This window comes from Terriglobia bacterium (assembly GCA_020073495.1).
In the GTDB taxonomy this organism is placed as follows: Bacteria; Acidobacteriota; Terriglobia; order Terriglobales; family Acidobacteriaceae; genus JAIQFD01.
This window is the reverse complement of record JAIQFD010000002.1, coordinates 174,213-199,534: the sequence shown is the minus strand read 5'-3', so window position 1 is coordinate 199,534 and position 25,322 is coordinate 174,213. Positions and strand designations below refer to the sequence as shown.

General features: G+C 63.8%; 24 protein-coding genes. 4 read left to right on the top strand and 20 right to left on the bottom strand.

Features of this window, described 5'->3' with window-relative positions; genetic code table 11:
• Nucleotides 1–3 precede the first annotated feature (3 nt).
• From LAN37_04655 to pilB, 5 genes are all read right to left on the bottom strand, one after another.
• Nucleotides 4–1,380, bottom strand: coding sequence for a sigma-54 dependent transcriptional regulator (locus tag LAN37_04655; GenBank protein MBZ5646497.1), 1,377 nt, complete (start codon nucleotides 1,378–1,380; stop codon nucleotides 4–6).
• Nucleotides 1,373–3,019, bottom strand: a complete 1,647-nt coding sequence (locus LAN37_04650; protein ID MBZ5646496.1) for a PAS domain-containing protein — start codon at nucleotides 3,017–3,019, stop codon at nucleotides 1,373–1,375. The genes LAN37_04655 and LAN37_04650 overlap by 8 nt, the downstream gene beginning before the upstream one ends.
• A gap of 134 nt (nucleotides 3,020–3,153) precedes the next feature.
• On the bottom strand, nucleotides 3,154–4,362 hold the full coding sequence (locus tag LAN37_04645) for a type II secretion system F family protein (protein ID MBZ5646495.1): 1,209 nt from the start codon (nucleotides 4,360–4,362) through the stop codon (nucleotides 3,154–3,156).
• A gap of 63 nt (nucleotides 4,363–4,425) precedes the next feature.
• Nucleotides 4,426–5,535: a type IV pilus twitching motility protein PilT gene (locus LAN37_04640; protein ID MBZ5646494.1), complete on the bottom strand. Its 1,110-nt coding sequence runs from the start codon at nucleotides 5,533–5,535 to the stop codon at nucleotides 4,426–4,428.
• A gap of 30 nt (nucleotides 5,536–5,565) precedes the next feature.
• Nucleotides 5,566–7,278: a type IV-A pilus assembly ATPase PilB gene (gene pilB / locus LAN37_04635; GenBank protein MBZ5646493.1), complete on the bottom strand. Its 1,713-nt coding sequence runs from the start codon at nucleotides 7,276–7,278 to the stop codon at nucleotides 5,566–5,568.
• A 227-nt stretch (nucleotides 7,279–7,505) separates the two neighbouring features.
• Between pilB and LAN37_04630 the strand changes: the two genes are divergently transcribed.
• The 3 genes from LAN37_04630 to LAN37_04620 all read left to right on the top strand — a co-directional run bounded on the left by LAN37_04630 (nucleotide 7,506) and on the right by LAN37_04620 (nucleotide 11,995).
• On the top strand, nucleotides 7,506–8,300 hold the full coding sequence (locus LAN37_04630; protein ID MBZ5646492.1) for an endonuclease III domain-containing protein: 795 nt from the start codon (nucleotides 7,506–7,508) through the stop codon (nucleotides 8,298–8,300).
• Nucleotides 8,301–8,409: 109 nt separating this feature from the next.
• Nucleotides 8,410–10,635 (top strand): HAMP domain-containing protein, encoded by a 2,226-nt coding sequence (locus LAN37_04625; protein ID MBZ5646491.1) that lies wholly within the window; start codon nucleotides 8,410–8,412, stop codon nucleotides 10,633–10,635.
• 7 nt (nucleotides 10,636–10,642) lie between these two features.
• The gene (locus LAN37_04620; GenBank protein MBZ5646490.1) at nucleotides 10,643–11,995 is read left to right on the top strand and encodes a sigma-54 dependent transcriptional regulator; all 1,353 of its coding nucleotides are present in this window, start codon (nucleotides 10,643–10,645) and stop codon (nucleotides 11,993–11,995) included.
• Nucleotides 11,996–12,001: 6 nt separating this feature from the next.
• Here the strand turns inward: LAN37_04620 and era are convergent, their stop codons facing one another.
• The 5 genes from era to LAN37_04595 form a co-directional block, all read right to left on the bottom strand.
• Nucleotides 12,002–12,949, bottom strand: a complete 948-nt coding sequence (era, locus tag LAN37_04615) for a GTPase Era (protein MBZ5646489.1) — start codon at nucleotides 12,947–12,949, stop codon at nucleotides 12,002–12,004.
• Nucleotides 12,949–14,211, bottom strand: a complete 1,263-nt coding sequence (locus LAN37_04610) for a hemolysin family protein (GenBank protein MBZ5646488.1) — start codon at nucleotides 14,209–14,211, stop codon at nucleotides 12,949–12,951. The genes era and LAN37_04610 overlap by 1 nt, the downstream gene beginning before the upstream one ends.
• Entirely contained in the window at nucleotides 14,208–14,669 is a 462-nt protein-coding gene (gene ybeY, locus LAN37_04605) for an rRNA maturation RNase YbeY (protein ID MBZ5646487.1), read from the bottom strand. The genes LAN37_04610 and ybeY overlap by 4 nt, the downstream gene beginning before the upstream one ends.
• Nucleotides 14,670–14,727: 58 nt before the next feature.
• Nucleotides 14,728–15,798, bottom strand: a complete 1,071-nt coding sequence (locus tag LAN37_04600; protein ID MBZ5646486.1) for a PhoH family protein — start codon at nucleotides 15,796–15,798, stop codon at nucleotides 14,728–14,730.
• Nucleotides 15,799–16,074: 276 nt separating this feature from the next.
• Nucleotides 16,075–17,703 carry an AAA family ATPase gene (locus tag LAN37_04595; GenBank protein ID MBZ5646485.1) on the bottom strand — a complete coding sequence of 543 codons (1,629 nt, stop codon included), beginning with the start codon at nucleotides 17,701–17,703 and terminating at the stop codon, nucleotides 16,075–16,077.
• A gap of 115 nt (nucleotides 17,704–17,818) precedes the next feature.
• Between LAN37_04595 and rpsT the strand changes: the two genes are divergently transcribed.
• Nucleotides 17,819–18,082, top strand: a complete 264-nt coding sequence (gene rpsT, locus LAN37_04590; GenBank protein MBZ5646484.1) for a 30S ribosomal protein S20 — start codon at nucleotides 17,819–17,821, stop codon at nucleotides 18,080–18,082.
• Between the two features lie 99 nt (nucleotides 18,083–18,181).
• On the opposite strand, the gene LAN37_04585 is transcribed toward rpsT, so the two are convergent.
• From LAN37_04585 to mce, 10 genes are all read right to left on the bottom strand, one after another.
• A complete protein-coding gene (locus LAN37_04585; GenBank protein ID MBZ5646483.1) occupies nucleotides 18,182–18,973 on the bottom strand; it encodes an arylamine N-acetyltransferase in 792 nt (263 codons plus the stop codon).
• Nucleotides 18,974–19,021: 48 nt separating this feature from the next.
• Entirely contained in the window at nucleotides 19,022–20,152 is a 1,131-nt protein-coding gene (gene holA / locus LAN37_04580; GenBank protein ID MBZ5646482.1) for a DNA polymerase III subunit delta, read from the bottom strand.
• Entirely contained in the window at nucleotides 20,152–20,676 is a 525-nt protein-coding gene (locus LAN37_04575) for a hypothetical protein (protein ID MBZ5646481.1), read from the bottom strand. The genes holA and LAN37_04575 overlap by 1 nt, the downstream gene beginning before the upstream one ends.
• Entirely contained in the window at nucleotides 20,673–21,710 is a 1,038-nt protein-coding gene (locus LAN37_04570; GenBank protein ID MBZ5646480.1) for a segregation protein B, read from the bottom strand. Before LAN37_04570 ends, LAN37_04575 begins: the two co-directional genes overlap by 4 nt.
• A gap of 26 nt (nucleotides 21,711–21,736) precedes the next feature.
• Complete coding sequence (locus LAN37_04565; protein ID MBZ5646479.1) at nucleotides 21,737–22,558, bottom strand: phosphatidylcholine/phosphatidylserine synthase; 822 nt, start codon at nucleotides 22,556–22,558, stop codon at nucleotides 21,737–21,739.
• 62 nt (nucleotides 22,559–22,620) lie between these two features.
• Nucleotides 22,621–23,301, bottom strand: coding sequence for a phosphatidylserine decarboxylase (locus LAN37_04560; protein ID MBZ5646478.1), 681 nt, complete (start codon nucleotides 23,299–23,301; stop codon nucleotides 22,621–22,623).
• Between the two features lie 114 nt (nucleotides 23,302–23,415).
• Complete coding sequence (locus LAN37_04555; GenBank protein ID MBZ5646477.1) at nucleotides 23,416–23,643, bottom strand: DUF465 domain-containing protein; 228 nt, start codon at nucleotides 23,641–23,643, stop codon at nucleotides 23,416–23,418.
• A 46-nt stretch (nucleotides 23,644–23,689) separates the two neighbouring features.
• On the bottom strand, nucleotides 23,690–24,166 hold the full coding sequence (gene rimI, locus LAN37_04550) for a ribosomal protein S18-alanine N-acetyltransferase (protein MBZ5646476.1): 477 nt from the start codon (nucleotides 24,164–24,166) through the stop codon (nucleotides 23,690–23,692).
• Between the two features lie 47 nt (nucleotides 24,167–24,213).
• The gene (gene tsaB / locus LAN37_04545) at nucleotides 24,214–24,885 is read right to left on the bottom strand and encodes a tRNA (adenosine(37)-N6)-threonylcarbamoyltransferase complex dimerization subunit type 1 TsaB (GenBank protein MBZ5646475.1); all 672 of its coding nucleotides are present in this window, start codon (nucleotides 24,883–24,885) and stop codon (nucleotides 24,214–24,216) included.
• Between the two features lie 28 nt (nucleotides 24,886–24,913).
• Nucleotides 24,914–25,321: a methylmalonyl-CoA epimerase gene (gene mce, locus LAN37_04540; protein ID MBZ5646474.1), complete on the bottom strand. Its 408-nt coding sequence runs from the start codon at nucleotides 25,319–25,321 to the stop codon at nucleotides 24,914–24,916.
• Nucleotide 25,322 lies beyond the last annotated feature (1 nt).

Sequence of the window (25,322 nt, the reverse complement as noted above, 5' to 3'; positions counted from 1 at the left end):
ATGCTAAATACCGTATTTTTTAATCAGATGGCGGAATGACCTATAGGACAACTTTAACATTTCCGCGGCCTTGGTCTGTACCCCGTTGGACTGCTTCAGGGCGTTGGTGATGAGGGTACGCTCGATCTCCGCGATGTAGCGCTCCATGTCCACGCCCTCGCTGGGAACGCTCCAGACGGGGGGCAAATCGCCGTCGGCAGCGGCGGCGCGGGGACGCGGCCGCTCCTGGGGAGTTTCCACGTGCAGCTCGTTGCCGCTCTCCAGGGCCACGGCACGCTCGATGGTGTTCTCAAGCTGGCGCACGTTCCCCGGCCAATCGTATTCCAGTAACCCGTGGAGCGATTCCGCCACGATGCGGGTAATGCCCTTCCCCGCTACGGTCACGTACTTCTTCAGGAAATGGTTGGTCAGGACGGGGATGTCTTCACGACGATCGCGCAGAGGCGGCACCCGGATGGGAATGACGCTGATACGGTAGTAGAGGTCCTCGCGGAACTGTCCCTCGGCCACCAGGCGTTCCAGGTCCTTGTTGGTGGCGGCGATGAGGCGGACGTCGATGGCTACCTCGGCGGTGCCGCCGATGGGGCGCAAGACGCGCTCCTGAAGCACGCGCAGGAGCTTGACCTGCATGGCCAAGGACATCTCGCTGATCTCGTCCAGAAAAAGGGTTCCGCCGTTGGCCACCTCGAACAGGCCACGCTTGTTCTGGGTCGCGCCCGTGAAGGACCCCTTCATGTAGCCGAAAAGCTCGCTTTCCAGCAGGGTCTCCGGAAACGCGCCGCAATTGATGGAGACGAACGGCTCCGCCGAGCGCGGGGAGCAAGCGTGAACGGCGCGCGCCACCAGCTCCTTACCCGTGCCGCTCTCCCCAAAGATGACCACGGTGCTGGCCGTGGAGGAGACAGTGCGGACGGTTTCCTTCAGCTTCTCCATGGCGGGGCTGGCGCCCACGATGTTGTCCAGCGAGTTGCGCACGGCGGCGTCGCGACGGTAGGCGAAGTTCTGCCGACGCAGCCCTACGGTCTCCAGGGCGTGGGCGACTGCCAGGTTGATCTTCTCGATGTGCCCCGGTTCCTTGATGATGTAATCGAAGGCCCCGGATCGCACCGCCTCGATCGCCGTCTCCAGCTCCCCCACGGCAGTCATCAGCACCACCGCGGAGTCGGGCGAGACGCGGCGCGCATGGCGCATCACTTCGATGCCGTCGGTGTGCGGCATTTTGATGTCTGTGACCACCACGTCGTAGATAGCGGAATCCAGCTTCTTCTTGGCCGCGTCCCCGGAGTTGACGGTCTCCACCCGGTGTCCCTGCTTGCGCAGGGCGATCTCCAGGACCCCGCAGATGGAGCGCTCGTCGTCGCAGACGAGGATGCTAGCCATGGGCCACCGTCGCTTCTGCCCTCGGCGGCTGCTCCGGGCTGGGGGCCCGCTTGAGTTCCAGGGCGAATTCGGCGCCACCGCCGGGCGGCGACTGCGCCGAGATCTTCCCGTCGTGCGCCTGCACGATCTGGTACACGATGGCCAGTCCCAGGCCTGTGCCGCCGTCAAATTCCGACTGGAACGGCTCGAAGATCTTCTCCATCTGCTGCGACGAGAGACCCTGGCCGGTGTCGGCGAAGATGATCCGCCAGAAGTCGCCCGATTCGGCAAGTGAAACGGTGAGGGTGCCGCCGCCGGGCATGGCACGGACCGCATTCTCGCAGATATTCCAGAACACCTGCTTCATGCGGTCGCCATCCACCGCGGAAAATGCCTCGCGGGCAGCGAAGCGCCGCTCCACCTTTACCGGGGCGGAACCGGATTCATGCCGGTTCTCCAGCAGGGTGAGTGTGTCCTCGAGGAGCGACACCAGATCGAGCACCGTGAAGCGGTAGCTCTTGTCCCGCGAATAGATGAGGAAGTCGGAGATGATCTGATTCAGGCGGCCAGACTCGCGAGTGACGATGTCCACCAGCGTGTGTTGCTCCTCATTGAGCGTGGAAATGTCGGCTAGAACCTTCACCGATCCTGCGATCGAGGCCAGGGGATTGCGGATCTCGTGGGCGATGCCGGCGGCCATGCGTCCGACAGCGGAAAGACGGTCGCGCATGCGCACTTCGCGCTCCAGCCGGCGCACTTCCGTCAGGTCCGCAAAGGTGTACACGTAGCCCAGAATGCCGCGCTCCGGTACGTCCAGCGCCGCGACCGTGACCGCAAAGTGTTTTTCCGCGCCCGCCGGGGTGACCGACCGCACCTCTCCGTGGGTGGCCGTGGAACCCACCGTTGGAAGCCGGTCTAGGAACAGCTCCGCGACCGGCCAGTCGAATACCTCCGAGGCGCGGCGTTCCAGGAGTCTCTGGCCGGGCGCGTTGAGGAGAGTGATCCGGCCTTCGAGGTCGGTGGTGATGAGTCCACCGGTCATCGAGTTGATGATGTTCTCGTGCAGCGCCTGGAGACTGATGAGGGCGCCGCTCTTGTCCGCCAGTTCGACGTCGGCCTGACGCAACTTGTTGCTCAGGTTGCTCGACAGGTAAGCGATGGCGGTGTAGGCAAACAGGTTGATGAGGATAGTTGCCTGCAGCGACTTCAGGTCAGGATGGGTGACAGAGTAGGAGTGGATCTTGTCGAAGTAGGAGAGCTCCAACAGGGCGCCGAAGGCGATGAAGGAGAGCGCTGCCGTCAGGTAAGCCCAGGCGCGAGACAGCAGGATGCTGGCGACGATGATCACCAGCGGGTACAAAAAGTTGAAAGAGGTGTCGATGCCGCCGGTGACGTAGATGATGGCGGTCGAAAAGGCCAGGTCGGTGAGGATCTGGATCTTCGATTGCAGGCGGTAGTCGGTCCAGAGGCTGAGCAGCAGGACGAAGAAGACGGAAATCGTGTACCACAGCAGGATGATGACGATGAAGATCCGTTCCGGGACCGCCGTGGGGGTCAGGCGGGTGATGGCGAGCTCGATGCCCACCAGGAAGGTGATGATGATGATGCGAACCTTGACCAGCCATGCCAGCCAGGACCGTTCGTTGAATTCGGTTCCCATCCGTCCCCAGCCTCACCAGCGGGCGGCAGGGCCACGGGCCGCGCGTCGTGAGTCGCAGGGAACGAGCGCGGCGTTACAGGGCCGTGCTCGTCCCGCATCTTGTTGGAGCGGCCAGAGCCGCATTGTGAGCTGCTCTATCCGGCCAGTTTGCCGATCATGGCGAACAGCGGCATGTACAGCGAGATGACGATGCCGCCGACGGCCACGCCGAGGAAGGCGATCATGACCGGTTCCAGCAGGGTCAGCATGTCCTTGGTGGCGGCGTCCACTTCGTCCTCATAGAAGTCGGCGATCTTCTGCAGCATGTTGTCCATGGCGCCCGTGGCCTCGCCGACGCCGATCATCTGCGTCACCATGTTGGGAAAGACTCCGCATTCCCTCAGCGGGTCCACGATGGTGCGGCCCTCCTCGATCGCCTTGCGCACCTTCATCAGCGCCTCTTCCAGGACGGCGTTGCCGGAGGTGCGAGCCGTGATCGAGAGACCCTCCAAGATGGGCACGCCCGAAGTGATCAGGGTGCCGAGCGTGCGCGTAAACCGCGCCACCGCGATCTTGCGCAGCAGCATGCCGAGGACCGGCAGGTTGAGCAAGAGTTTATCGAGGATGTACTTGCCCTTCGGGCTCTTGCGCACCTGTTTGATGCCGAAGAAGAGCCCGACCAGGCCCAATATCATGAACCACCAGAACTGACCGACGAACGCGCTCAGACCCATGGTCACACGCGTCGGCAGCGGCAGGGCCACGCCCAAGCCCATGAACAGGTTGGCGAAAATGGGTACGACGAACTTCAGCAGGGCACCGACCACCAGCACCGCGATCGAGATGACGGAGACGGGGTAGATCATGGCCGACTTGACGGCCGATTTCAGCTTGACCGCCTTCTCGACGTAGGCGGCAAGGCGCTGCAAGATGACGTCGAGAATACCGCCGGTCTCGCCGGCTTCGATCATGTTCGTGGTCAGGTCGTCGAAGATCTTGGGGTAGGCGCGCATGGCGTTGGCCAGGGTGGAGCCCCCCTCGACCGTGGTCCGCACGCCGGTCAGGCACTTCTGGAAGGCAGGGTTCTCCTGATTCGCGCCGAGGATCTCCAGACACTGCACCAGAGGCAGGCCGGCGTCGATCATGACCGAGAACTGCCGGAAAAAGATGGCGATGTCCTTGGTCGCCACTTTGGTCGACCCGAAGGTGGGCATGACAAATTCCCTGCCCTTCTCCTTGATGACCGGGTTCTGGATGCGCTCGCGGCGCAGGTTGGCGGCGAGAACCTGCTTATTCTCGGCGACCCGCTCGCCCGATACCTTGTTGCCGGCGGCGTCCTTGCCGCTGAATGTAAAAACTGGCATCTTTGACCTCCCCTTGCGTCGCGCGAACGCGGCGCAACTCCGGGCTCAAGCCCGGGGCTACATCTACTTGCGTACTTGGGCCGCACCGGCCGACTTGGTCAGGCCCGCGCCCCGGTTGATCATCTCTTGCAATTCGTCCGCCATGGACGAGCGCTGCATTGCCGTCTCGATCGTGATCTGCTTTTGGAAAAACAACGTCGCCAGCGACTGGTTGAACGTCTGCATGCCGAACTTGTCCTGGCCCGACTGCATCGCCGAATAGATCTGGTGGATCTTGTCTTCACGGATCAGGTTGCGGACGGCGGCGTTGGGCACCATGATCTCCATGGCCATGGCCCGGCCTTGTCCGCCGACCTTTTGCAGCAGCGCCTGGCAGAGGATGCCCTCTAGGACCAGCGACAGTTGCGCGCGGATCTGCGACTGCTGGTGCGAGGGGAACACGTCGATCACACGGTTGATGGTGGATGCGGCCGAATTGGTGTGCAAGGTGCCAAAAGTGAGGTGGCCGGTCTCGGCGATGCGCAACGCCGCTTCGATGGTCTCCAGGTCGCGCATCTCGCCGATCAGCACCACGTCTGGGTCCTCGCGCAGGGCGGCGCGCAGCGCATCGGTGAACGACTTGGTATCGGAGTGCACTTCGCGCTGGTTCACCAGGCAGCTCTTGTGCTGGTGGACGAACTCGATGGGATCCTCGATGGTGATGATGTGGTCGTGGCGCTCGGTGTTGATCTTGTCGATCATGGCCGCCAGCGTGGTGGACTTCCCCGAACCGGTGGGGCCGGTCACCAACACCAGGCCGCGCGGCTTCTCGCACAGCTTGGCCACCACCGGCGGCAGACCGAGCTGCTGGAACGACTTGATCTCGAAGGGGATGACGCGGAATACCGCGCCCACGGCGCCGCGCTGGTTGAAGCAGTTGCCGCGGAAGCGAGCCAGGCCCTTGAGTCCGAAGGAGAAGTCCAGCTCCAGGTTCTCCTCGAAGCGATGCTTCTGGGCGTCGGTCAGGACGCTGTAGGCCAGCTGCTTGGTCTCCGGGGCGCTCAGCGGCGGCATGTCGAGCGGCGTCAGGTGACCGTGGACGCGCACCTGCGGTGGCGAGTTGGTGGTTAAGTGGAGATCGCTGCCGCTCATCTCCAACATCTTCTTCAACAGATCGCTAAGCGTGACAGCCATAGGTCGTGTCGCTTCCCTTCCTCAAGACAATCAGTGCACGGTCTCGCGCGCAACCTCTTCCAGCGTGGTTTCGCCGTTCATGACCTTGATGAGCCCGCTCCGGCGCAGCGTGATCATGCCGCGCTCGATGGCCTTCCTCTTCAACTCGACGGCCGAGGCCCCGACCAGGATGAGTTCCCGCAGCTCGTCGTCCACTTCCATGGCTTCGTACAATCCGCAGCGGCCCTTGTAGCCGGTGTTGTTACAGGTAGCGCAGCCCTTGCCCTTCTTGGGTTTGACCGTCTTCGACTCATCGGGTGTGTAGCCCGCTTCGATCAAAGTCTGGGGCGGCAGGTCGAGCGCCTCGGCGCAATCCTTGCAGACGCGCCGCACCAGGCGCTGGGCCACGATCATGTGCACCGAGGTCGCGACCAAGAACGGCTCGATGCCCATGTTCATGAGGCGGCTGATGGTCTCGGGTGCGCCGTTGGTGTGCAGCGTGGAAAGCACCAGGTGTCCGGTGAGGGCGGCCTTGATGGCGATTTCCGCCGTCTCGAAGTCGCGGATCTCGCCCACCAGGATGATGTTCGGGTCCTGGCGCAGAAAGGAGCGCAGCGCCGCCGCGAAGTTCAGGCCGATCTGCTCCTTCATCTGCACCTGGTTGACGCCAGCGAGCTGGAACTCCACCGGGTCCTCGGCGGTCATGATGTTGGTGTCGGGCGTATTCAGGCGCGCGATGGAGGAGTACAGAGTATTGGTCTTGCCCGAGCCCGTGGGGCCGGTGACCAGCACCATGCCGTAGGGCTTCAGAATCGCCTTCTCGAACTTGGTCAGAGATTCCTGCTCGAATCCGAGCTTGGTCATGTCGAGGCGCAGGTTCTCCTTATCGAGCAATCGGAGGACGATCTTCTCGCCCCACAGCGTGGGCAGGCAGCTGACGCGGTAGTCGAGCTGCTTCTTCTTGCCGCCCAACTGCATCTTCAGCATGATGCGTCCGTCCTGCGGCAGGCGCTTCTCGCTGATGTCGAGCTTGGACATGATCTTGATGCGCGAGGTGATGGCGTCCTTCAGCTTGATGGGCGGTGTCATGATCGTCTGCAGCATGCCGTCAATGCGGAAGCGGACCCGGTATTCCTTCTCGTAGGGCTCGATGTGGATGTCGCTGGCGCCGCGTTTGACCGCGTCGGTCAGGATCAGGTTGACGAGTTTGACAATCGGGGCCTCGTCCGCCGCCTTCTCCAGTTCGGACAGCCCAACCTCTTCCTCCTCCGCCTGGAGCTCGACGTCGGCGTCGTACTCGGAGACCGATTGCATCACCTTGTCAAGGTCCTCTTGCTGGGTGGAACCGTAGGCTTTCTCTATGCCCTCCATGATGGCGCTTTCTGACGCCACCACCGGCTCGATGTTGAAACCGGTCATGAACTTGATGTCGTCCATGGCGAAGACGTTGGTGGGATCCACCATGGCGATGGTCAGCGATGCCCCGACGCGGCTGAGCGGCAAGATCTGGTAGCGCTTGGCCGTCTCCTGCGGGATCAGCTTGACGACCGAGGGATCGATCTCGAAATACGAGAGATTAATGGCGGGCACGCCGTACTGGCGGGAAAGAAAGTTGGTCACATCCTCGTCGGACAGGAAACCGAGCTTGACCAGTACAGATCCCAGGCGGGAGCCGGAATCCTTCTGGACTTTGAGCGCCTGTTCGAGTTGCTCAGGAGTGATGACCTTCTCTTTGACTAGAAGATCGCCGAGCCGTTGAGACATACCCCGGTTTCCTTATTGGTCCAACCGTTAGATTTGGACTGCGCGCCCAATCTGCGCCCGAAATCGTCTGGGGAAAAGCAAAAAGTATGAGTGGGCGAATCGTATGTTGGGTGACAGAAATTGTCAATCCAGAATTGTTGCCGGATTGGTAACTCCAGACTCCTCCCCCAAGCAGAGTAACAACAGGAGAGGTGCTAGGCTGAGTACCTAATGGGTTTCCCTGACGAATGAATACCAAATCAGCTGCTCAGCGGGGACAGAGCATCCGTGACTATTTCCGGACGCTGATCGAGCACTGGGGCCCGCAGGATTGGTGGCCGGCGCACACGCGCTTCGAAGTGATCCTCGGGGCGTATCTGACGCAGAACACGGCCTGGGCCAACGTGGAACTCGCCCTGCGCAACCTGCGACAAGAGGGACTGCTCAGCCTGAAAGGCATTCGCCGCGCATCTTTGCCTGAACTCGAACGCCCGGTCCGGCCAGCGGGATATTTCCGGCAGAAGGCACGACGGCTGAAGAATTTCGTGGGCTACCTGGACAAACGTCACGGGGGGTCGCTGACGCGGATGTTCTCCCGGCCCACGCGGAAGTTGCGCGAGGAGCTGCTGGAGCTGAACGGCGTGGGCCCGGAGACGGCCGACTCCATCCTGCTGTATGCCGGCGGGCACCCGGTTTTCGTCGTGGACGCTTACACGCGGCGTGTCTTCGAGCGCCATGCTGTGCTCACGGGAAAGGAGAAGTACGAGGAGATACGCGAACTATTCGAGAATGCTCTGGGGCAGGAATCAGCCGGGAAATGGCAGGAATCAGGCTTCCAGCCGAGCGCGCCGCTCCCGTTGAAGAAGCGTGACAAGTTCTCTATCCAATCAGCCCCGAAGCCAGCCCAAGTCTTCGACGAGTACCATGCTCTGCTGGTGCAGGTGGCGAAGAACCACTGTCTGAAAAAGGCCCCGCTCTGCCAGGGCTGTCCCCTCGAGCGGTTTCTGCCGCCCGGGGGCCCACGGAAGACGACAATAAAATAGGGAGGCCATCTCCGGACGCCCGCTTCGGAAGCGGGTGAGGAACGGACTATAATGAGCGCGCCCTCCGTCCTCCAGGTGCGTGCACCGGTCCGCCGGAGGCATGTTGTCCGTGTCCCCCACATCTCCAGAACGAGAACCCAAGCGGCACCGGCGGGCGGCCCTTATCGCGCTCGGCATCGGGATCGCACTGCTGTTCGCGCTAGTGTTTTCGCAGGCCGCGTTCAATCTCACCTTCCTGCGCCCCAGCACCTCCGAGCAGACTCTGACGCTGACGGCGCTCTCCGCGGTCATCTTCCTGCTCTTGGTGGCGCTCAGCTTCGTGCTTATCCGCAACCTGGTAAAGCTCGGGGCGGAGCGGCGGGTGGGAAAGGTCGGCTCCAAGTTCCGCACGCGCATGGTGACGGGCGCGCTGGTGCTCTCATTCACGCCCGTGCTGTTCATGTTCCTGTTCGCTTATGGGTTGATGAACCGCTCCATCGACAAGTGGTTCTCGCGGCCGGTGGAGCAGATGCGGGAGGATTCTGGCGAAATCGCGCGGCTGCTCTCCAGTTACGCGGCCGAGAACGCGCAGGCTGAGGCTACCTCGATCGCGCGGCTGCCGGACAGCGAACACGCTTTTCAAACGGGTAATTTCAACGACGTGATGGCGACGTTCCGCCGGCGTGTGCCCTCGCTGCAGGGTGGCTTTGCGCTGGCGCTGGTCGAGGACGACGCGGTAGCAAGTTACCACGCCCCCCTGCCCTGGGGCGCGCTGCGGGAGAAGATCCTGTCCGTGCAGCCGGACAAGAGGCTCGCCCCCCTCGAGATCGCGGGCCGCTCGTACATGGTGGGCTCCGAAGCTGTCGGCGCCAACGGCCGGGTGATCGTGGCCCTGCCCCTGCCCGACAAGTTCATGACCACTCTCCAGCAGATGGACCAGAACCAGCGGGCCTACTTCGAGCTGAGCCGGGAGCGCAAGCTGGTGCGCCGCACCTACATGGGGCTGCTGTTGCTGTTGACTGTGACGGTGCTTTTCGCGGCGACGTGGCTTTCCCTGTTCCTGGCCAAACTCGTCACCCGCCCGGTGGCGGCGCTGGCCGAGGCCATGCAGGAGATCTCACGCGGGCGGCTCGACTATCGCGTCGAGGTGACGGCGTCAGACGAGCTGGGCGCGCTGGTCACTTCCTTCAACCGGATGGCCGCGGAGCTGGAATCGAGCCGCACGCAGATCGAGGCCTCGAGCCGGCAACTTGGGGATGCGAACGTGGCGCTGGAACAGCGCCGAAGCCAGATCGAAACCATCCTAGAGAGCATCCCGACGGGCGTGCTGTCGCTCGACGCCAACCGGCGCGTGACGCATAGCAACGCCGCCCTGCAACGCCTTTTCTCACCCCAGGGCGGCGCGCGCACCTTTGCAAGCGGCTCCACCCTGCGCGAGCTGTTCACAGAGGATGTCGCCACCGATCTCGACCACATGATGCGCAAGGCCGATCGCATGGGCAGTACGACCAGCCAGCTCGAGATCGCGGTTCCGCGCGGGCGGTTGAGTATCGCTGTCACCATCGCCTCGCTCCAGCATCGCGGGCAGCGCCAGGGCTACGTGGTCGTGTTCGAGGACCTCTCCGAGCTGCTCAAGGCGCAGAAGCAGGCGGCCTGGCGCGAGGTGGCGCGCCGCGTGGCCCACGAGATCAAGAACCCGCTCACTCCCATCGCCTTGTCGGCGGAACGAATCCGCCGCCACCTCGACCGAGGCAGCGCGCCGGACGAAGCCTCGATCGCCGTGATCCAGGGCTGCACCGATACCATCGATGGCGCGGTTGAGACCGTGCGCAAGCTGGTCGACGAGTTCTCCACCCTAGCCCGCTTCCCCGCGTCCCAGCCGCATCCCGCTAACGTGAACGAGATCGTCGAGGGGACGCTCTCCCTGTTCAACGGGAGGCTCGACAACATCCACGTCGAGATGCACCTGGCGTCCGAACTGCCGCAGGTGCTGGCCGATCCCGAGGCCATGAAGCGCGCCTTCGCCAACCTGGTCGACAACGCCGCCGAGGCGGTCCAGGAATCGCTGGTGCGCGAAGTCCACATTTCCACCTCACTGCTCAGCTCGCGCGACGCGGTCGAGATCGTGGTGGCCGACACGGGCCACGGCGTCACCCGCGAAGTGAAAGAGAAGCTTTTCCTGCCGTACTTTTCCACCAAGCGCCGCGGCACCGGGCTGGGGCTGGCCATCGTCAGCCGCATCGTGGAGGACCATCACGGCTCCATCCGGGTGGAGGAGAATTCGCCGATGGGCACTCGGTTCATCGTCGAGTTGCCCCTGGCGGATAAGGATGCTCCCGTCGAGCGCGTAAACTAGCACCCGCATGCACACTGTTCTCATCGTGGACGACGAGCCCGGCATCCGGCAGTCTCTGAAAGGCGTGCTGGAGGACGAGGGCTACAAGGTCGCGGCCGTCGAGAGCGCCGAGGCTTGCCTGGAGACGCTGCACAAGCGTCCCTTCGAAGTCGTCCTGCTCGACATCTGGCTGCCCGGCATGGACGGCCTCGACGCGCTGCAGAAGATCAAGGAGTCAGAGGACGCGCCCGAGGTCATCATGATCTCCGGGCACGGCACCATCGAGACCGCGGTGCGCGCCACCAAGCTCGGCGCCTACGACTTCCTGGAGAAACCCCTCTCACTCGAACGAACCCTCATCCTGGTCAAGCACGCGGTCGAAGCGCGGCGGCTGCGCAGCGAGAACAAAGACCTCAAGAAGCAGGTACAGAGCAAGGGCGAGATCGTGGGCGGCAGCGTCCCCATGAAGGCCCTGCGGCAGCAGATCGGGGTGATGGCGCCGACCAACGGCCGCGTGCTCATCTACGGCGAGTCCGGCACCGGGAAGGAGCTGGTCGCACTCGCCATCCACGTGCAGAGCCTTCGCAAGGAGGCCCTCTTCGTCGAGGTCAACTGCGCCGCCATCCCCGAGGACCTGATCGAAAGTGAGCTGTTCGGCCACCGCAAGGGTTCATTCCCAGGAGCGGCCACCGACAAGGAGGGCAAGTTTCTCAAGGCCGACGGTGGCACACTCTTCCTCGACGAGGTCGGCGACATGAGCTTGAAGACGCAGTCCAAGGTGCTGCGCACGCTCGACGAGCAGAAGTTCACGCCCGTGGGCAGCGATGAGCCAACCAGCGTGGATGCCCGCGTGATTGCCTCGACCAACAAGGACCTGGAAGAGGAGATCTCTAAGGGCAACTTCCGCGAGGACCTTTTCTACCGGCTGAACGTGATCCCCTTTTTCGTGCCGCCACTGCGCGAGCGCAAGGAAGACGTCCCGGCTTTGGCGCGGCATTTCCTGAAGGAGGTTTCGTTGACTTACAGCCGTCGCCCGAAGGAGATCCACGACGACGCCATCGAAGTCCTGATGCGCTACTCCTGGCCGGGCAACGTACGCGAGCTGCGCAACGTCATCGAGCGCATGGTGATCATGAATCCCACGGCGCAGAAGCTGGAACGCAAGCACCTGCCGCCGCTGGTCTATCGCGACGGAAGCCGCCGCGCGCGTCCGGAGTTCTCGACCCTGCACCAGGCGCGGGAGGCATACGAGCGCGACTACATCCTCAAGAAGCTGGACGAAAACCACGGCAACGTCAGCCGGACGGCGGAGGTGCTGGGGCTGGAGCGGTCACACCTTTACAGGAAAATGAAAACACTGGGGATTGCAGTAAAGGAGTAGGGGTGGCTAGCTGCCCGCCTCCGGTTCTTCGGGGGTTGCTAGGCTCTCAAGCTGCTTCCGCCAGTCGAGCTCTTCCAGGAACTGCCGCGATTCGCGCCATCCGGGGCGAACTTTCACGAACAACTCCAGGAACACTTTCGTTCCCAGCAGGCGCTCGATCTCGTAGCGAGCCTCGGTGCCGATGCGCTTGATCATCTCGCCACCCCTCCCCACGATGATCTTCTTCTGCCCATCGCGCTCCACATAAATGGTGGCGGCGATGCGCGTCAGCTTCGGCCCCTCTTCGAACTGTTCCACGATCACTGTCGCCGCGTAGGGAACTTCCTGCGCGGTATCGAACAGCACCTTTTCGCGCACGATCTCGGCCGCGAGGAAGCGCTCGGGCTGGTCGGTGATCTGGTCCTTGGGGAAATAGCGCGGGCCTTCGGGCAGGTTTTCGATGACTTTGTCCACCAGCAGGTCGAGCCCGTCCTTCTTCAGCGCGGAAAGGGGAATGATCTCCTTGAAGTCGTGCTGCTTGCTCCACTCGGCGATGATGGGCAGCAGCTTTCCCTTCTCCACCACGTCGATCTTGTTGAGCAGGAGAAACGCCGGGCCGCCGGCCTTCTTTACCAGATCGAGCGTGAAGCGGTCGCCGGGGCCGAATCTCTGCGTGACGTCCACGATCAGCAGGATGAGGTCGCGGGACTCGAGCGCGTCATGGACCTCTCGCATCAGCTTTCTGTTCAGGGGCGTGTCCGGCTTGTGGACGCCGGGCGTGTCGATGAAGATGATCTGCCCCGCCGGTCTTCCCTTCTTAGCCTCGACATTCACGAAGCCCTGGATGCGATTCCGCGTGGTCTGGGGCTTGTGGGTGACGATCGCGACCTTCTCGCCCACCAGCGCGTTCAGCAGCGTGGACTTGCCCGCGTTCGGACGTCCGATGATGGAGACAAAGCCCGAGTGGAAGGACATCAGGCCCTCGCCTGCTGGGGCAGCCCCGCGCTGATGCGGAGGCGCTTGACCCGCCGCGGAGTCGAATCCAGCACCTCGTAGCGCAGCCCTTCTTCCTCGACGACTTCCCCCTTCTGCGGGATGCGCCCCATGATCTCGCTGACCAGGCCGGCCACGGTGGTGGCTTCGTGGCCGTCCGGCTTCAGGTGGAAAAGTTCTTCGAGACGGTCCACGTCCATGCTTCCCGGGACGATGTACGAGGTGTCGCTCTCGCGCACGATGTCGGATTTGGCCTCGTGCTCGTCGCGGATCTCGCCCACGATCTCCTCCACCAGGTCTTCCATGGTGACCACGCCGGCCACGCCGCCATACTCGTCGATCACGATGGCCATGTGCATGTTCTGGTTCTGGAGATCGCGCATCAACGCGCTGACGTGCATGGTCTCGGGCACGAACACCACCGGACGCATGAGCTTCTCGACCGTCTGCACGTGCGCCTCGCTGTCACTGACCTGGAGGATGTCGTGCGCCAGCACGATGCCCTTTATGCTGTCGATGGTGCCGTCGTACACGGGCACGCGCGAGTACGGTCCCTTGCGCTGCAACTCGACGAACTGTTCGACCGTGGTCCAGGTGGGCACGGCCACGATGTCGGGCCGGGGCGTCATGACCTCGCGCACCGTCTTGTCGCCGAACTCGACCACCGACTGGATGAGCCGGCGGTCTCCCTCCTCCAGGATGCCCTCTTCCCGTCCTGCTTCGATGAGCGCGTCCACCGCTTCCGACGAGTCCTCGGGCTCTTCGGGGTGATGCTCCTCCGCCAGTGCGGCCACCGACAACGCGAATCCCAGCATCATCGTCACCGGAAAAACCAGGTAGATCAAGAGGCGCAACGGGATGGTGAAGTACGAGAGCCATTGCCCTCTCGTCCGGGTGAAGAACACGTACGGCAGGAGGCGGTTAAAGAGCATGACGATGATGACGATGCCGAGGGCGGCTTGCAGGATCTCGGCCACGTCCCAGCGCCCATCTTCGAAGACGGAGTAGCCGATCAGCACTGCGATCGCCGCCGTGGAGAGCTGGGTGAGCACGGCCAGGGAAAGCTGCGCCCGCGCGCGGCTGACGCCCAACCGCGGCTCGATACGCTGCTCGAAGGCCTCGATATTGTCCTGGAACTCGCGGGAGAGGAACTTGCCCATCTCCGTGTAGACGCGGTCCACGTAGGAGACGAGCGTTAGCACGCCGAGCAGCGCCCCCACGGCGAGCATGAAGGTGGCGCTCATCGTTGCCGCCGTTCTCGCGCCGGCCGACCGTTGCGCGCATGCACCCGCTCGATGAGCGACGCCGGCAGGCCCAGCGCGCGCCGCAGCCGCCCTTCCTTGCGCGCCATCTCGCCCTTGTCGGTCTCGTGGTCATAGCCGGCCAGGTGCAGCACCCCGTGGAGCAGCAGGACCTTCAGTTCGTCCGCTGTGCTGTGGCCGAGTTGCCGCGCATGGCGCGCTGCCGTGCTCGCGGAAATGGCGATGTCGCCGGCGAAGCGCCGGTCGGTTCCGGGAAACGAGAGCACGTCGGTCGGCCTGTCCTTGTGGCGGAACTTGCGGTTCAGCCGGCGCAGTTCAGCGTCGCCGGTGATGAGGATGTTCACCTCGCCCCGCACCCCCGCGGCGCGGCTCGCCCGTTGGGCGAAGCGCTCCAGCGTGGCCTGGCTGACTCCTGCGATCTGTCTTCGAAGGATGACCATTGTGCCAAATAGAACGGGAGGGCCGTTCCAGCCCTCCCGTCCGATATTGTACCCGGCTCTATTCTTCGTAGCGATATTCTTGCGGCTGGTCGGCCGCCTCTTTTGCCTTTCCGTTGCCGTTCGTCTTCCCGTTCTTCTTGTCGCCGTTCGCCTTGTCCGACAGCTCCAGAGAAAGCTGCGCCTCCGACACTTTCTTGTGCGTATCGTAGGCGACGATGATGCGCTGCACCAGGTGGTGGCGTACCACGTCGCTTTCGTCGAAGTAGGAGAAGGCGATACCCTCCACGTTCTTGAGGATGTCGATGGCTTCCAGCATGCCGCTGCGCTTCGAGCCCGGCAAGTCGATTTGGGTGATGTCGCCCGTGATCACTGCCTTGGAGTTGAAGCCCAGGCGCGTGAGCACCATCTTCATCTGCTCGGGAGTGGTGTTCTGCGCCTCGTCCACGATCACGAACGCATCGTTGAGCGTGCGCCCGCGCATGAAGGCGATGGGCGCGATCTCGATGACGTTCTTCTCCAGGTAGCGGTCCACGCGCTCCTGGTCGAGCAGATCGTAGAGCGCGTCGTACAGCGGGCGCAGATAAGGGTCCACCTTCTCCTGCAGCGTGCCGGGCAGGAAGCCGAGCCGCTCGCCCGCTTCCACCGCCGGGCGCGCCAGGACGATGCGGGCCACCTGCTTGGCCAGCAGCGCCCCGATGGCCATGGCCACGGCCAGATAGGTCTTGCCCGTGCCTGCCGGCCCGATGGCGAAGACCATGTCGTGCTTTTCGATGGCCTCGATGTAGCGGCGTTGGTTGACGCTCTTGGGCTGCACCACGCGCTTGCCGAATGAGCGCTGTTTGCCGGCCTCGGCCAGGCCGCGCAGCGTGACGTTCGAGTCGCTGACCACAACGCGCAGCAGCGAGCCCAGGTCGCCGTTGTTGAACGAGAAGCCGTTGCGCTGCAGGTGCTCGTAATCCGCAAACACCTGTTCCGCCCGCGCCACGTCCGCGGCTGCGCCTTCGATCTCCACCGAATCCGCTTTCAGGTCGATGGTGACGTTCAGGCCGTCTTCCAGCAGGTGCAGGTTTTCATCGCGCGTGCCGAACAGGGTTTCGATCTTGGGAAAAATATCCAGGTTTTTCTTCATCTAAGTCTCGGGATCAACCTCCGGATGAGGCGGCAGGCGCACCGGTACACCACCTGCTCGCGGACACGAGAATTTTGAGGGAAGCTGGCAGGCAGAACTGCTCGACCAACTGGAGCAACTACCATTAACCGTAGAGTACCCCGCTCCCCAGGGGGAGTCAATAAGCCCTGGCCCTTCCGTGCCCTCGAAGTACCCCCGCACCCGATTGGATAAACCCGGCCGCTTCCGGGGTGCGAGGATGGATGCGAAAATCGGGCGTGCCGGAGGTTCCGCCGACTACCGGGAGGACGCCGCCTCGGGATCCGTGGCAGAGGCACGGACCGCCCGCTGCGTCGCCCATGCGCGTAGCTGATCGATGTCCTCGGCGCGCGTCGCAGACAGCGGCACCGTATTCTTGAGCTCTTCCCGCACGGTCTCGGTGGTCATCGGGGACTTCGCGGCGTACGCGGCGTACATGGCCGACTGTACCGCCGCCTCGATCTCCGCCCCGGAGTAGCCGCGCGCCGCCGCCGCCAACTGGTCGAGATCGAATCCTTTGGGGTCACGCTTCCGTTTCGCAAGATGCAGGGTGAAAATGGCCTTGCGCTCACCCGTGTTCGGCAGGTCCACGAAGAAGATCTCGTCGAAGCGGCCCTTCCGCATCAGCTCGGGCGGCAGGACAGTGACGTTGTTGCACGTGGCGGCGACGAACACCGGCGACTTGCGGTCCTGCATCCAGGAGAGGAACGAGCCCAGGAGCCGCGACGACACGCCGGCATCCACGGAAGCCGAATCCGGCCCGCTGCCCGCGAAGACCTTCTCCAGTTCGTCGATCCACAGCACCACCGGCGCGAGCTGCTCGGCCACCCGGAAGAGCTTCTGGATCCGCTTCTCCGTCTCGCCGATGAATTTGTCGTAAACGGCGGAGGTGTCGAACTTGGCCAGCGGAAGCTTCCAGTCGCCGGCGATGGCGCGCGCGCACATACTCTTCCCGCACCCCTGCACGCCCATGATGATGACGCCGCGCGGCGGCTCCAGCCCGTACTGCCTTGCGGCATCGTCGAAGGTGCCACTCCGCTTGGCCAGCCAGCGCTTCAGATTTTCCAGGCCGCCGACGGCGCTCATGTTCACCGTGGCATCCACGAACTCCAGCATCCCGGTGCGGCGCAGGATGTCTTTCTTCGCCTCGAGCACGTCGGTGACGACTTCCGGGCAGAGCGCGTAGCGCGTGACCAGCGCCTGCGCCACAGCGCGTTCCGCTTCTTCTTCGGTCAGGCCGCTGAGATTGGCCGCCATCTGGTCCATCACTGCGCCGTCGGCATTGCGCTTCAGCGTGTAGGTCTTCGACACGCGCGCGAAGGTTTCGTCCACGATCTCGCGCAAGCGTTTGCGGTCCGGCAGCGGGAACTCGAGGTACTCGACCTCCTTTTCGAGCTCCGCCGGGAACTGGATCACTGGACCGGTAAGGACCAGGGCGCGGCGCGAGGCGGCAAAGTACTGCACCACGTCGCGCAGCCGGCGGACCACCACGGCGTCGTCCAGATGGCGGTGAAAATCCTTGAGCACGAAGACCGCGTCGATGGTCATGGTCTCGATGTGTGCCAGCACACCCGCCGGCTCGCGCGTGTTCATGATCGTCTGGCCGGCGCCCTGGGCCGTGCTGTCCATCACCCCGAGGTTCACCGCCTGGTTCATCGCCGCCTGGAGCTGGTCGCGGCGCAGTCCGCTCCCCGTGGCCCGGCTTGCCGGTGGCGGGCCCGCGGTGCGCATCAGGCCGTCGGCGATGCTCCACTCGAAGAGCGGCAGGGTCAGGTCCACGCAGGTCTGGCGGATCAGCGCCATGGCCCGCGCCTCTTCCACGGTCTCAATGGCGACGATGGGGGTGCTGGAGTTGATCAGGACTTTCAGGCGGTCCTTGGAGTCCATCGTTGTCTCGGCGGCACAAACCCGATGAGGGGCGGTTTGACCGTATTCGAAGGTGTCCGCTACAATACTAGATTCGGGTAGCACGGAAAATCTTTTTCAGAGGACATTCAGCCGCATGGCAAATCATTTTTCGGCGCTTAAGCGCGCCCGTCAGACCGAGACGCGGACCACCACCAACCGCGCCAGCAAGTCGCATCTGCGCACCGAGTTGCGCCGCCTGCGTGAATCCCTGGCCGCCGGCGACAAAGCCAAGGCCCAGGAAACCTTCCGCTCCACCGTTTCGGCCATCGACAAGGCCATCCAGAAGGGCGTCATCCACGAGAATACGGCCTCCCGCTACAAATCGCGCCTGAGCGCGCGGCTCGCCGCGCTGAAGTAGCGCCGTATCGCGGGCGTCTGAGCCCGCGGGAGCTATTCTGGGCGAAGGATCTCGGGACAACAAGAGTTGAATGGCAGGTCACGAGACCTGCCATTTCCGTTATGCCTTCTTGTTCTTTGCCCTGTCGAGCGACGGAAAGCCTTTGATCGCGATGCCAAACTGCACGCGCAAATGCCGCTCGAAGTCCTCGTCGGAAGCTATCTCCGTTTCCGTTCTCTTCCCCGCATCGGTCACGATGAATGCGGTGCCGGTCAGAGTGATGCGGCCCGTCGGCGTCGCCTTCGAGCATACTCGCCGGTAAGTGAACGTCGAGTGCGGAGAGGTCTGGTGATAGACGCACATCTCGGCGTAGTCGGCAAACTCGCGTGGCGTCAGGGTGAACAGGAACTTTTTCTCCAGACGGCCGTCCTCACGGCGCAGGAGCAGGTACTCGTCGCCTTCACGTGCGACCTGGTACTCCGCGCCGCGGTCGAACTGAGGCTCCCGCGCGTCGAGCTGGAGCGGTTCGACGAAGGAATCTCCGAAGCCGACATCGGCGATCCAGCGCTCTCCCCCGATGCGCACCAGCAGCACCATGTGATCGAATTCGGGACCGTAGCCGCCGTCGCCGCGGGCGACGCGGCCGGAAAGCATGTCCACGTCGAATCCGACCTGCCGCAGCAGCCAGGCGAACAATCCGTTCTGCTCGTAACAGAAGCCGCCGCGACCGCTCCGCACCATCTTGTCGTAGATGCGATCGAGGTCCAGCCGGATCTCGCGCTTCAACGGGATGTCCAGATTCTCGAACGGGATCGTCAGCAAGTGCTGGCGATGCAGGGCACGGAGAACCTCGAGCGTTGGCGTCGTCGGTCCAGAAAATCCGATCCGGTCGAGATAGCTGCGGAGGTCCACCCCAACTTTATATCGCAGTTCTGAGTACTGGGTACCGAGTACTGAGGACTAGACGGGCAGTTCAGCTTGCTCCCAGGCGGGGGGAAGGATTTTGGGCTCGGCCGCGAGTTCCAGCACAAGCTGCTCGAGAACGAAGCGCTTGCTCGGCGGATTCGAGCGCAGCGCCAGGTCGGCCTTGGCGATCAGGCGCAGGGCGCGCGTGATCTCCCGGCGGGACTTGTAGCGTCGCGCCTGGCGGATGACGTCCTCGGCGGCGAACGGAGGCACCCGGAAGCCTTGCCAAAGCGCCTGCCAGATGGCGCGCGAATCGCGCACGTTCTTTTCCAGGATGACCAGCATCTGGCGGAAGGTCTTGGCCAGCATGTAAAGATGTCCGATCGCCGCCTCTTCTCCCTCGCTCGAGTGCAGGATGGCGTCGAGCACCGCCAGGGCACGGGTGCGGTCCTTCGATGAGATGGCATCGGTCAGTTCGTACAGCGACCGCTGCTTGGCCGCCAGCACCATGGTCTCGACGTCGGCCAGGGTGACGCGCTTCTTCTCGCCCACGTAAAGGATGAGCTTCTCCAGCTCGTTCGAGATCAGCATCATGTCGGCGCCGAGCGCGTCCACCAGCTCGCGCGCGGCGTCGCTCTCGACCTTGACGCCCTGGGCCTCAGCCGCGTCTATCACCCAACGCATGCCTTCGCCCTCATCCACCCGCGCCAATTCCACGATGCCGCAGTACTCGCCCAGCGTGTCGCGGATGCGCTCGTACCGGTCCTTATCCGTCAGCTCGATGCGCCGGACGTCGGCGGGGATGCTGATGTGGTCGGCGACGAAGATCAGCACCGCGTCTGGGTTCGGGTCCTTTACGTACGCTTCGATCGCCGAAAATCCCGCGTCGTGCGAGCCGCGGCCGTAGAGGTTCTTGACACCGCGAATAAAGAAGACCTGGAACGGCGCCATCAGCGACGGCGTGCGCGCCCGGTCGAGGACCTCGTGGACATCGGCATCGGCCAGGTCGAACTCGTACAGGCTGAACTCGCGCAGGTCGGGCGGGACCAGGTGCTCGATCAACGCCCGCCGGCAGCGGTCACGGAAGAACGCCTCATCGCCGATGAATACGTACGCCGGCCGCAGCTTGCGTTCCTTGACCTCCGAGACGAAGCGGTCGCTCGGAGCAAAACTGCGCGCCGCCATCAGTAGGCCTCCAGGATGTTGGAGACGAGCGTGCGCGCGAAGTCCCGCGACAGGCGGTCCACGGCCGGCGATTCTTCCTCGAAGAACGACGAGATCTCGCGCGAGATCTGGTACTGCTCGCGGAACTGGTAGTTCTGGTTCTCGTACAGCACCTTGCCCTGCCGGTCCACCAGCGACACGCGCATGTTCACCGTCACCAGCCCCGACGAAGCGCGGCCGGTGCGCGAGTCGTAGGTCACGGGCGCGAGCTCGGTCGAGACCACAGTGCCATGCAGCACCGCGTCGGCGCTGCTGTTCTCCTGGTTGAGCACGCGGTAGTTGGTCCGGCTGGCGAACTCGCGCACCACGGCGCCGGTCAGCACCTGCTCGATGCGGTAGTTCTGCGTCTGGTTGACGAACCCGGGGATGGCGATGATGTGCAGGTCCGACGGCAGGCGCGCAGCCTTGCCCGCGGCCTTGTAGCCGCACGAACTGGCAGCCAGCGCCAGCACCAGCGCGAGGAACAGGACGGAGTCTCGCCTCACTGCACCTTCCCCTGGGGCCGCGAAGCTGCCAACGCTGCGGCGCAATCCACTGCCGTCTGGGCCGCGAGCCGGAGGTTATCCGCCGTCGCCCACAGCCAGAACCCGTTCTCGTGCTGCACGTCCCGCCGGAGGGTGACGAGCACGTCGTCCTGTCCGGCCGCGTTCACATTGCTGGGCGAATCCTCCGCCAGCCGCGTGATCGTGACATGCTCGCCGGCCAGCGCCTGCGTGAAGTCCCCCAGCGACACCCTCTTGTCCAGCTCAATGTAAACCGAGAATCCGTGCGCGTGGAAGATGGGCGCCTGCAGCAGCATCAGGGAAGGTACCGGCGCGCGCCCGCCCACGATCTTCTTGTAGTGCCCGAGCACGCGGCGCTCCACGCTTTCCACCGTCGACGCCGACTTCTCGCCGTAGCGCGAGATGATGTTGAAGGCAACCTGGGAGTCAAAGACGTTCTTCGGGAGCTGCTGGAAGGAGAGCAGGTTCACGGTCTGCTCGTGCAGCTCGTCCATGCCCCGCCGCCCGTGCTCGGAAGCCGGCTCGAATACCGTGGTTGCGGCCGAGCGGATCGCGCCCATTTTCTGCGCGCGCAGCAGCAGCAATCCCAGCACCACCGCCGCCGGGTGCGCGATCACCGTGGTCGCCGATTCCAGTTCCGGCTGCGGCCTCGTCCCTAGTTCGTGTTCGATCCACGGCGCCCGCACCACGCTGCCGGGCTCGTCCTCCAGCGCGTATGACAGGTCCACGATCGCCGCGCCTGCCTGCTTCGCCAGCTTCCAATTCCGCCGCGTGAACTCGCCCTCCGACGCGAAGAACGCGAAGTCCACCTTGTCGAAATGTTCCGGCAGGATGCTCTGGATGAAGGTGACCTCATCGCCCACGGCGTCGAGCTGCCCCAGCGACTCGTCATCGTCGAGCAGGCACGTGTCGGCGGCGGGGAAATTGCGCTCCCCGAGGACGTCCTTGAGTTCCTTCCCCTTCAGCGTGGCCGCCCCAACGATCGCGACCCGGAACCACCCCGCGGGCACATTCATGCTGTCTTCGGATCTTTCCCGCGGGCTCATCGCATCTCCGACGCTTCTTTGTAGGCCGGTGGCGGGGAGCTGCGCCGCCGCACGATGTAGAACAGCCGCGCCAGCACGCCCGACAGCATGTACGCCAGCGCGATGAAGAACAGGCTGTAGTTCGAGTAGAAGTAGATAGACGCGATGATCAGCGCGATGAAGATGACCATGCGGAACGGCCGCCGCGCGCGCAGGTCGATGTCCTTGAAACTATAGAAGCGCCAGGTGCTGACCATCAGGAACGAGATGGCGACGATCAGCAACAGCCACAGCGCCGCCAGCCACCACGCCCCCCACAACGATGCGCCGATGGGCGCCCCTCGCACCAGGTGAACGACCGCCGCGATGATGCCCGCGCCCGCCGGGATCGGCATGCCGACGAAATATTTCCTTCCTGGCCGGCCAGGATTCGATGGTTGCGGGTTGAGCTGGATATTGAAGCGCGCCAGCCGCGCCACACCCGCAGTCAGAAAAACAAACGTCGCGACCAGCCCGAACCGCACCAGGCCCGAGCGCAGCTCGACGTCGTCCATCGGCGGCAGGAAACGGAATCCCCAGAGCCACGCCAGCACCGCCGGTGCGACCCCGAAGGTGACCGCGTCGGCCAGCGAATCCAGCTCCTTGCCGAACTCGCTGGTGGTGTTGGTCATGCGCGCGATGCGGCCGTCCAGGCCGTCGAGCAGCACAGCCACGCCGATCGCTTTCGCCGCCGTATCGAAGTGACTGTAGTCGGCAGGGGTCCCTTGCATTGCCTGGGTCAGCGCGTAGTAGCCGAGGAAGATGTTGCCGCCGGTGAATAACGACGGCAGCAGGTGCATGCCCTTGCGCAAGCGCCGCCGCTTGGGCTCCTGCGTGCCCGGCAGTTGAAGCTGCTGCTCGTTCACCGGCTGCCTCCGTGTCGGACAGCCGCACCCGGCCGTCCAGCGGTTGCAGACTCGCCCTCCGGCGCGACTGGCAGCGTCGCCAGGATGGTCGCGCCGCCCGCGACGTGGTCCCCGATCTTCACCGCGACCTCCGCGTCCGCCGGGAAGACCACGTCGGTGCGAGACCCGAACTTGATCATCCCCACGCGCTCGCCGCGCTGCACGCTGTCACCAACCTTTTTGTGGAACACGATGCGCCGCGCCAGCAACCCTGCGATCTGCTTGAAGACGATGGTGTGCCCTTCCCCCTCGACGGTCACGATGTTCTGCTCGTTCATCTCCGACGACGCAGCGCCCATGGCGTTGTGGAAGGTGCCCTTCCGGTACTCCACGTGGCGGATCACGCCCGCGATCGGCGACCGGTTCACGTGCACGTCAAACACGTTGAGGAAGATGCTAATGCGCCGGCGCGGCACGCCCTCCACGTCGACGGTGGAGACGTCGGTCACCTTGCCATCGGCAGGGGATACGAGCGCGCCCGCGACGGCCGGGATCTCGCGCTCCGGGTCGCGAAAAAACCACAGGAAGAAGCCGGCCAATACCAGCCCCGGGACGGAGAACCACGCTCCCGCCAGCCAGCCGAGGACGATGGCGGCCGCAACAAAGCCCGACCCGTAATACATGCCGTCACGAACCATGGGCAAACATCCAGATTATATCGGGTTGGCCCGACGCGGCAGCGCCCATTGTGCGCCCTCCAAAAACACAAAGCCTCCCGCCGTCGGCGGGAGGCCGTGAATACCGCGAAAAGATTACGCGACCTGGTGGTCGCGGCGGAACGCCTGTTCGATCGCCTCCATCTGGTCCTTGAGGCGCAGTTTCAGCTTTTTCAGACGCACTTCCTCGAGTTTCTCATCCTCGGAGAGGAAGCGTTTCTGGATCAGCGAATCGAGCCGTTGTGCGTACTGTGTGTGTTCCTGGGCCAGCCGGCGGAATTCCTCGTGGTTGGACAGCAGGTGGTCGCGAAGCTGAGAAGCCATCCACAGACCTCCAACTGAATTCGACAGTAAAACGCTAGCACACGTCCTAAAGCCCTTCAACTGCTTTCGATAGCGATAGTGGAAAACTGAACCGAAACAGGAGGGCGTCCTCCACCGGGTCGGAGTAGTACGCCTTGCGCCGCCCCGCCGGCAGGAAGGCCCACTTCTCGTACAGCAGCCGTGCCGCCTGGTTGGATTCGCGCACTTCGAGGAATACGGAGCGTGCCCTGCGCGCCCGCGCCCGGTCCAGCAGCTCTCCGACCAGCCGCGACCCCAGCCCCCTCCTTCGTGCCGGCCCGGATACCGCCACGTTTTCGATCTCCCACTCGTCTCCCAGCACGCGCGCCACGATGAACCCCAGCAGAGCGCCCTCCTCGATCACCAGCACCTCGCGCTCCGGGGTGCCGGGCTCGAGCGCTTTCCGGTATTCCCGCTCGTTCCAGTGCGCCGCTGTGGCGGCATGATGCTCTACCGCGAGCATCGCGGGGACATCGTCCGGAGTGGCGACGCGCACGCGGATCATGGATAAAGACTAGCAGCGACGCGATGGAAACGCTGTGACGCGACTGGTCAAGCTTTCGGCGGGCTGAAGATCTCGGCGTCGGAGCGGCGCATGTAGTCGGCATCGAGCCGATCCGGCGAAACCGTTTCGCCGGCCGCGATCTTTTCTGCCCCGATGCGGCCGATAGCTGCGCTGTCCGGCCGGGGCAACTCGATGGGGTTGATGCCCGATTCGCGGAACATCGCGGCAATCGACTGTTCGCAGCAGATCACCTCCGACCCTTTCACAGCGCTCGCCGCCTCCGTGCGCGCAACGACTAGCTCCCCTAGAGAGGCTGCCTGCAACCTCACTCCCCGGCGCCGGACCTCATATTCGCCAACGTAAACTTCGCCTCGGCCCGCATCCGTCGCTGCCGCGACCTTCCCTTCCTTGCCGTGGCCCAGCGCCATGGCCTCGAGCACGGTGGTCGCCGCGATGGGCTTGTGCAGGACCTCTGCAAGTCCTTTCACTGCGGCCAGCCCCACGCGCAGTCCGGTGAACGAACCCGGCCCGGACACGACCGAGAACCCGTCCAGATCGGTCTTCTTCAGCCCGTTCTCGGAAAGCAAGCGCGCGATCTGGGGCACGAGTTGCGCGGAGAAGGTTCCACCCTCGAGGAGCGCGGTGCCCAACACGTTTCCATCGCGCACCAGCGCGATGTTGCCATGCTTCCACGATGTATCGACGCCGAGAATCAGCATTGTGTGGGCCGGCGGTCCCGGCGATCCGTTAAACGCCCTTCGCCGCTTCCTGCACCAGTTCCAGCAGCACACCGCTTGCGCTCTGCGGATGGACGAATACGTACTGGTGTCCGCCCGCCCCGATCTTTACGTCTTCGGAGATGAGCCGCACGCCCTGCTGCTTCAGGCGCTTCACGGTGGCGTTCAGGTCGTCCACGCGCAGGGACACATGGTGCAGCCCTTCACCGCGTTTGGCCAGGAACCGCGCGATAGGAGACTCCTCGCTGGTGGGCTCCAGCAGCTCGATGCGCGACTCACCCAGCGGCACCATCGCCAGCCGGACCTTCTCCTGTTCGACGACCTCTTCCGGCATCACCTGCATGCCGAGCTGCTGGTAGAATTTTTTCGCCTGCTCCAGCGACTTGACCGCGATCCCCAGATGATCGATGGCGAACATG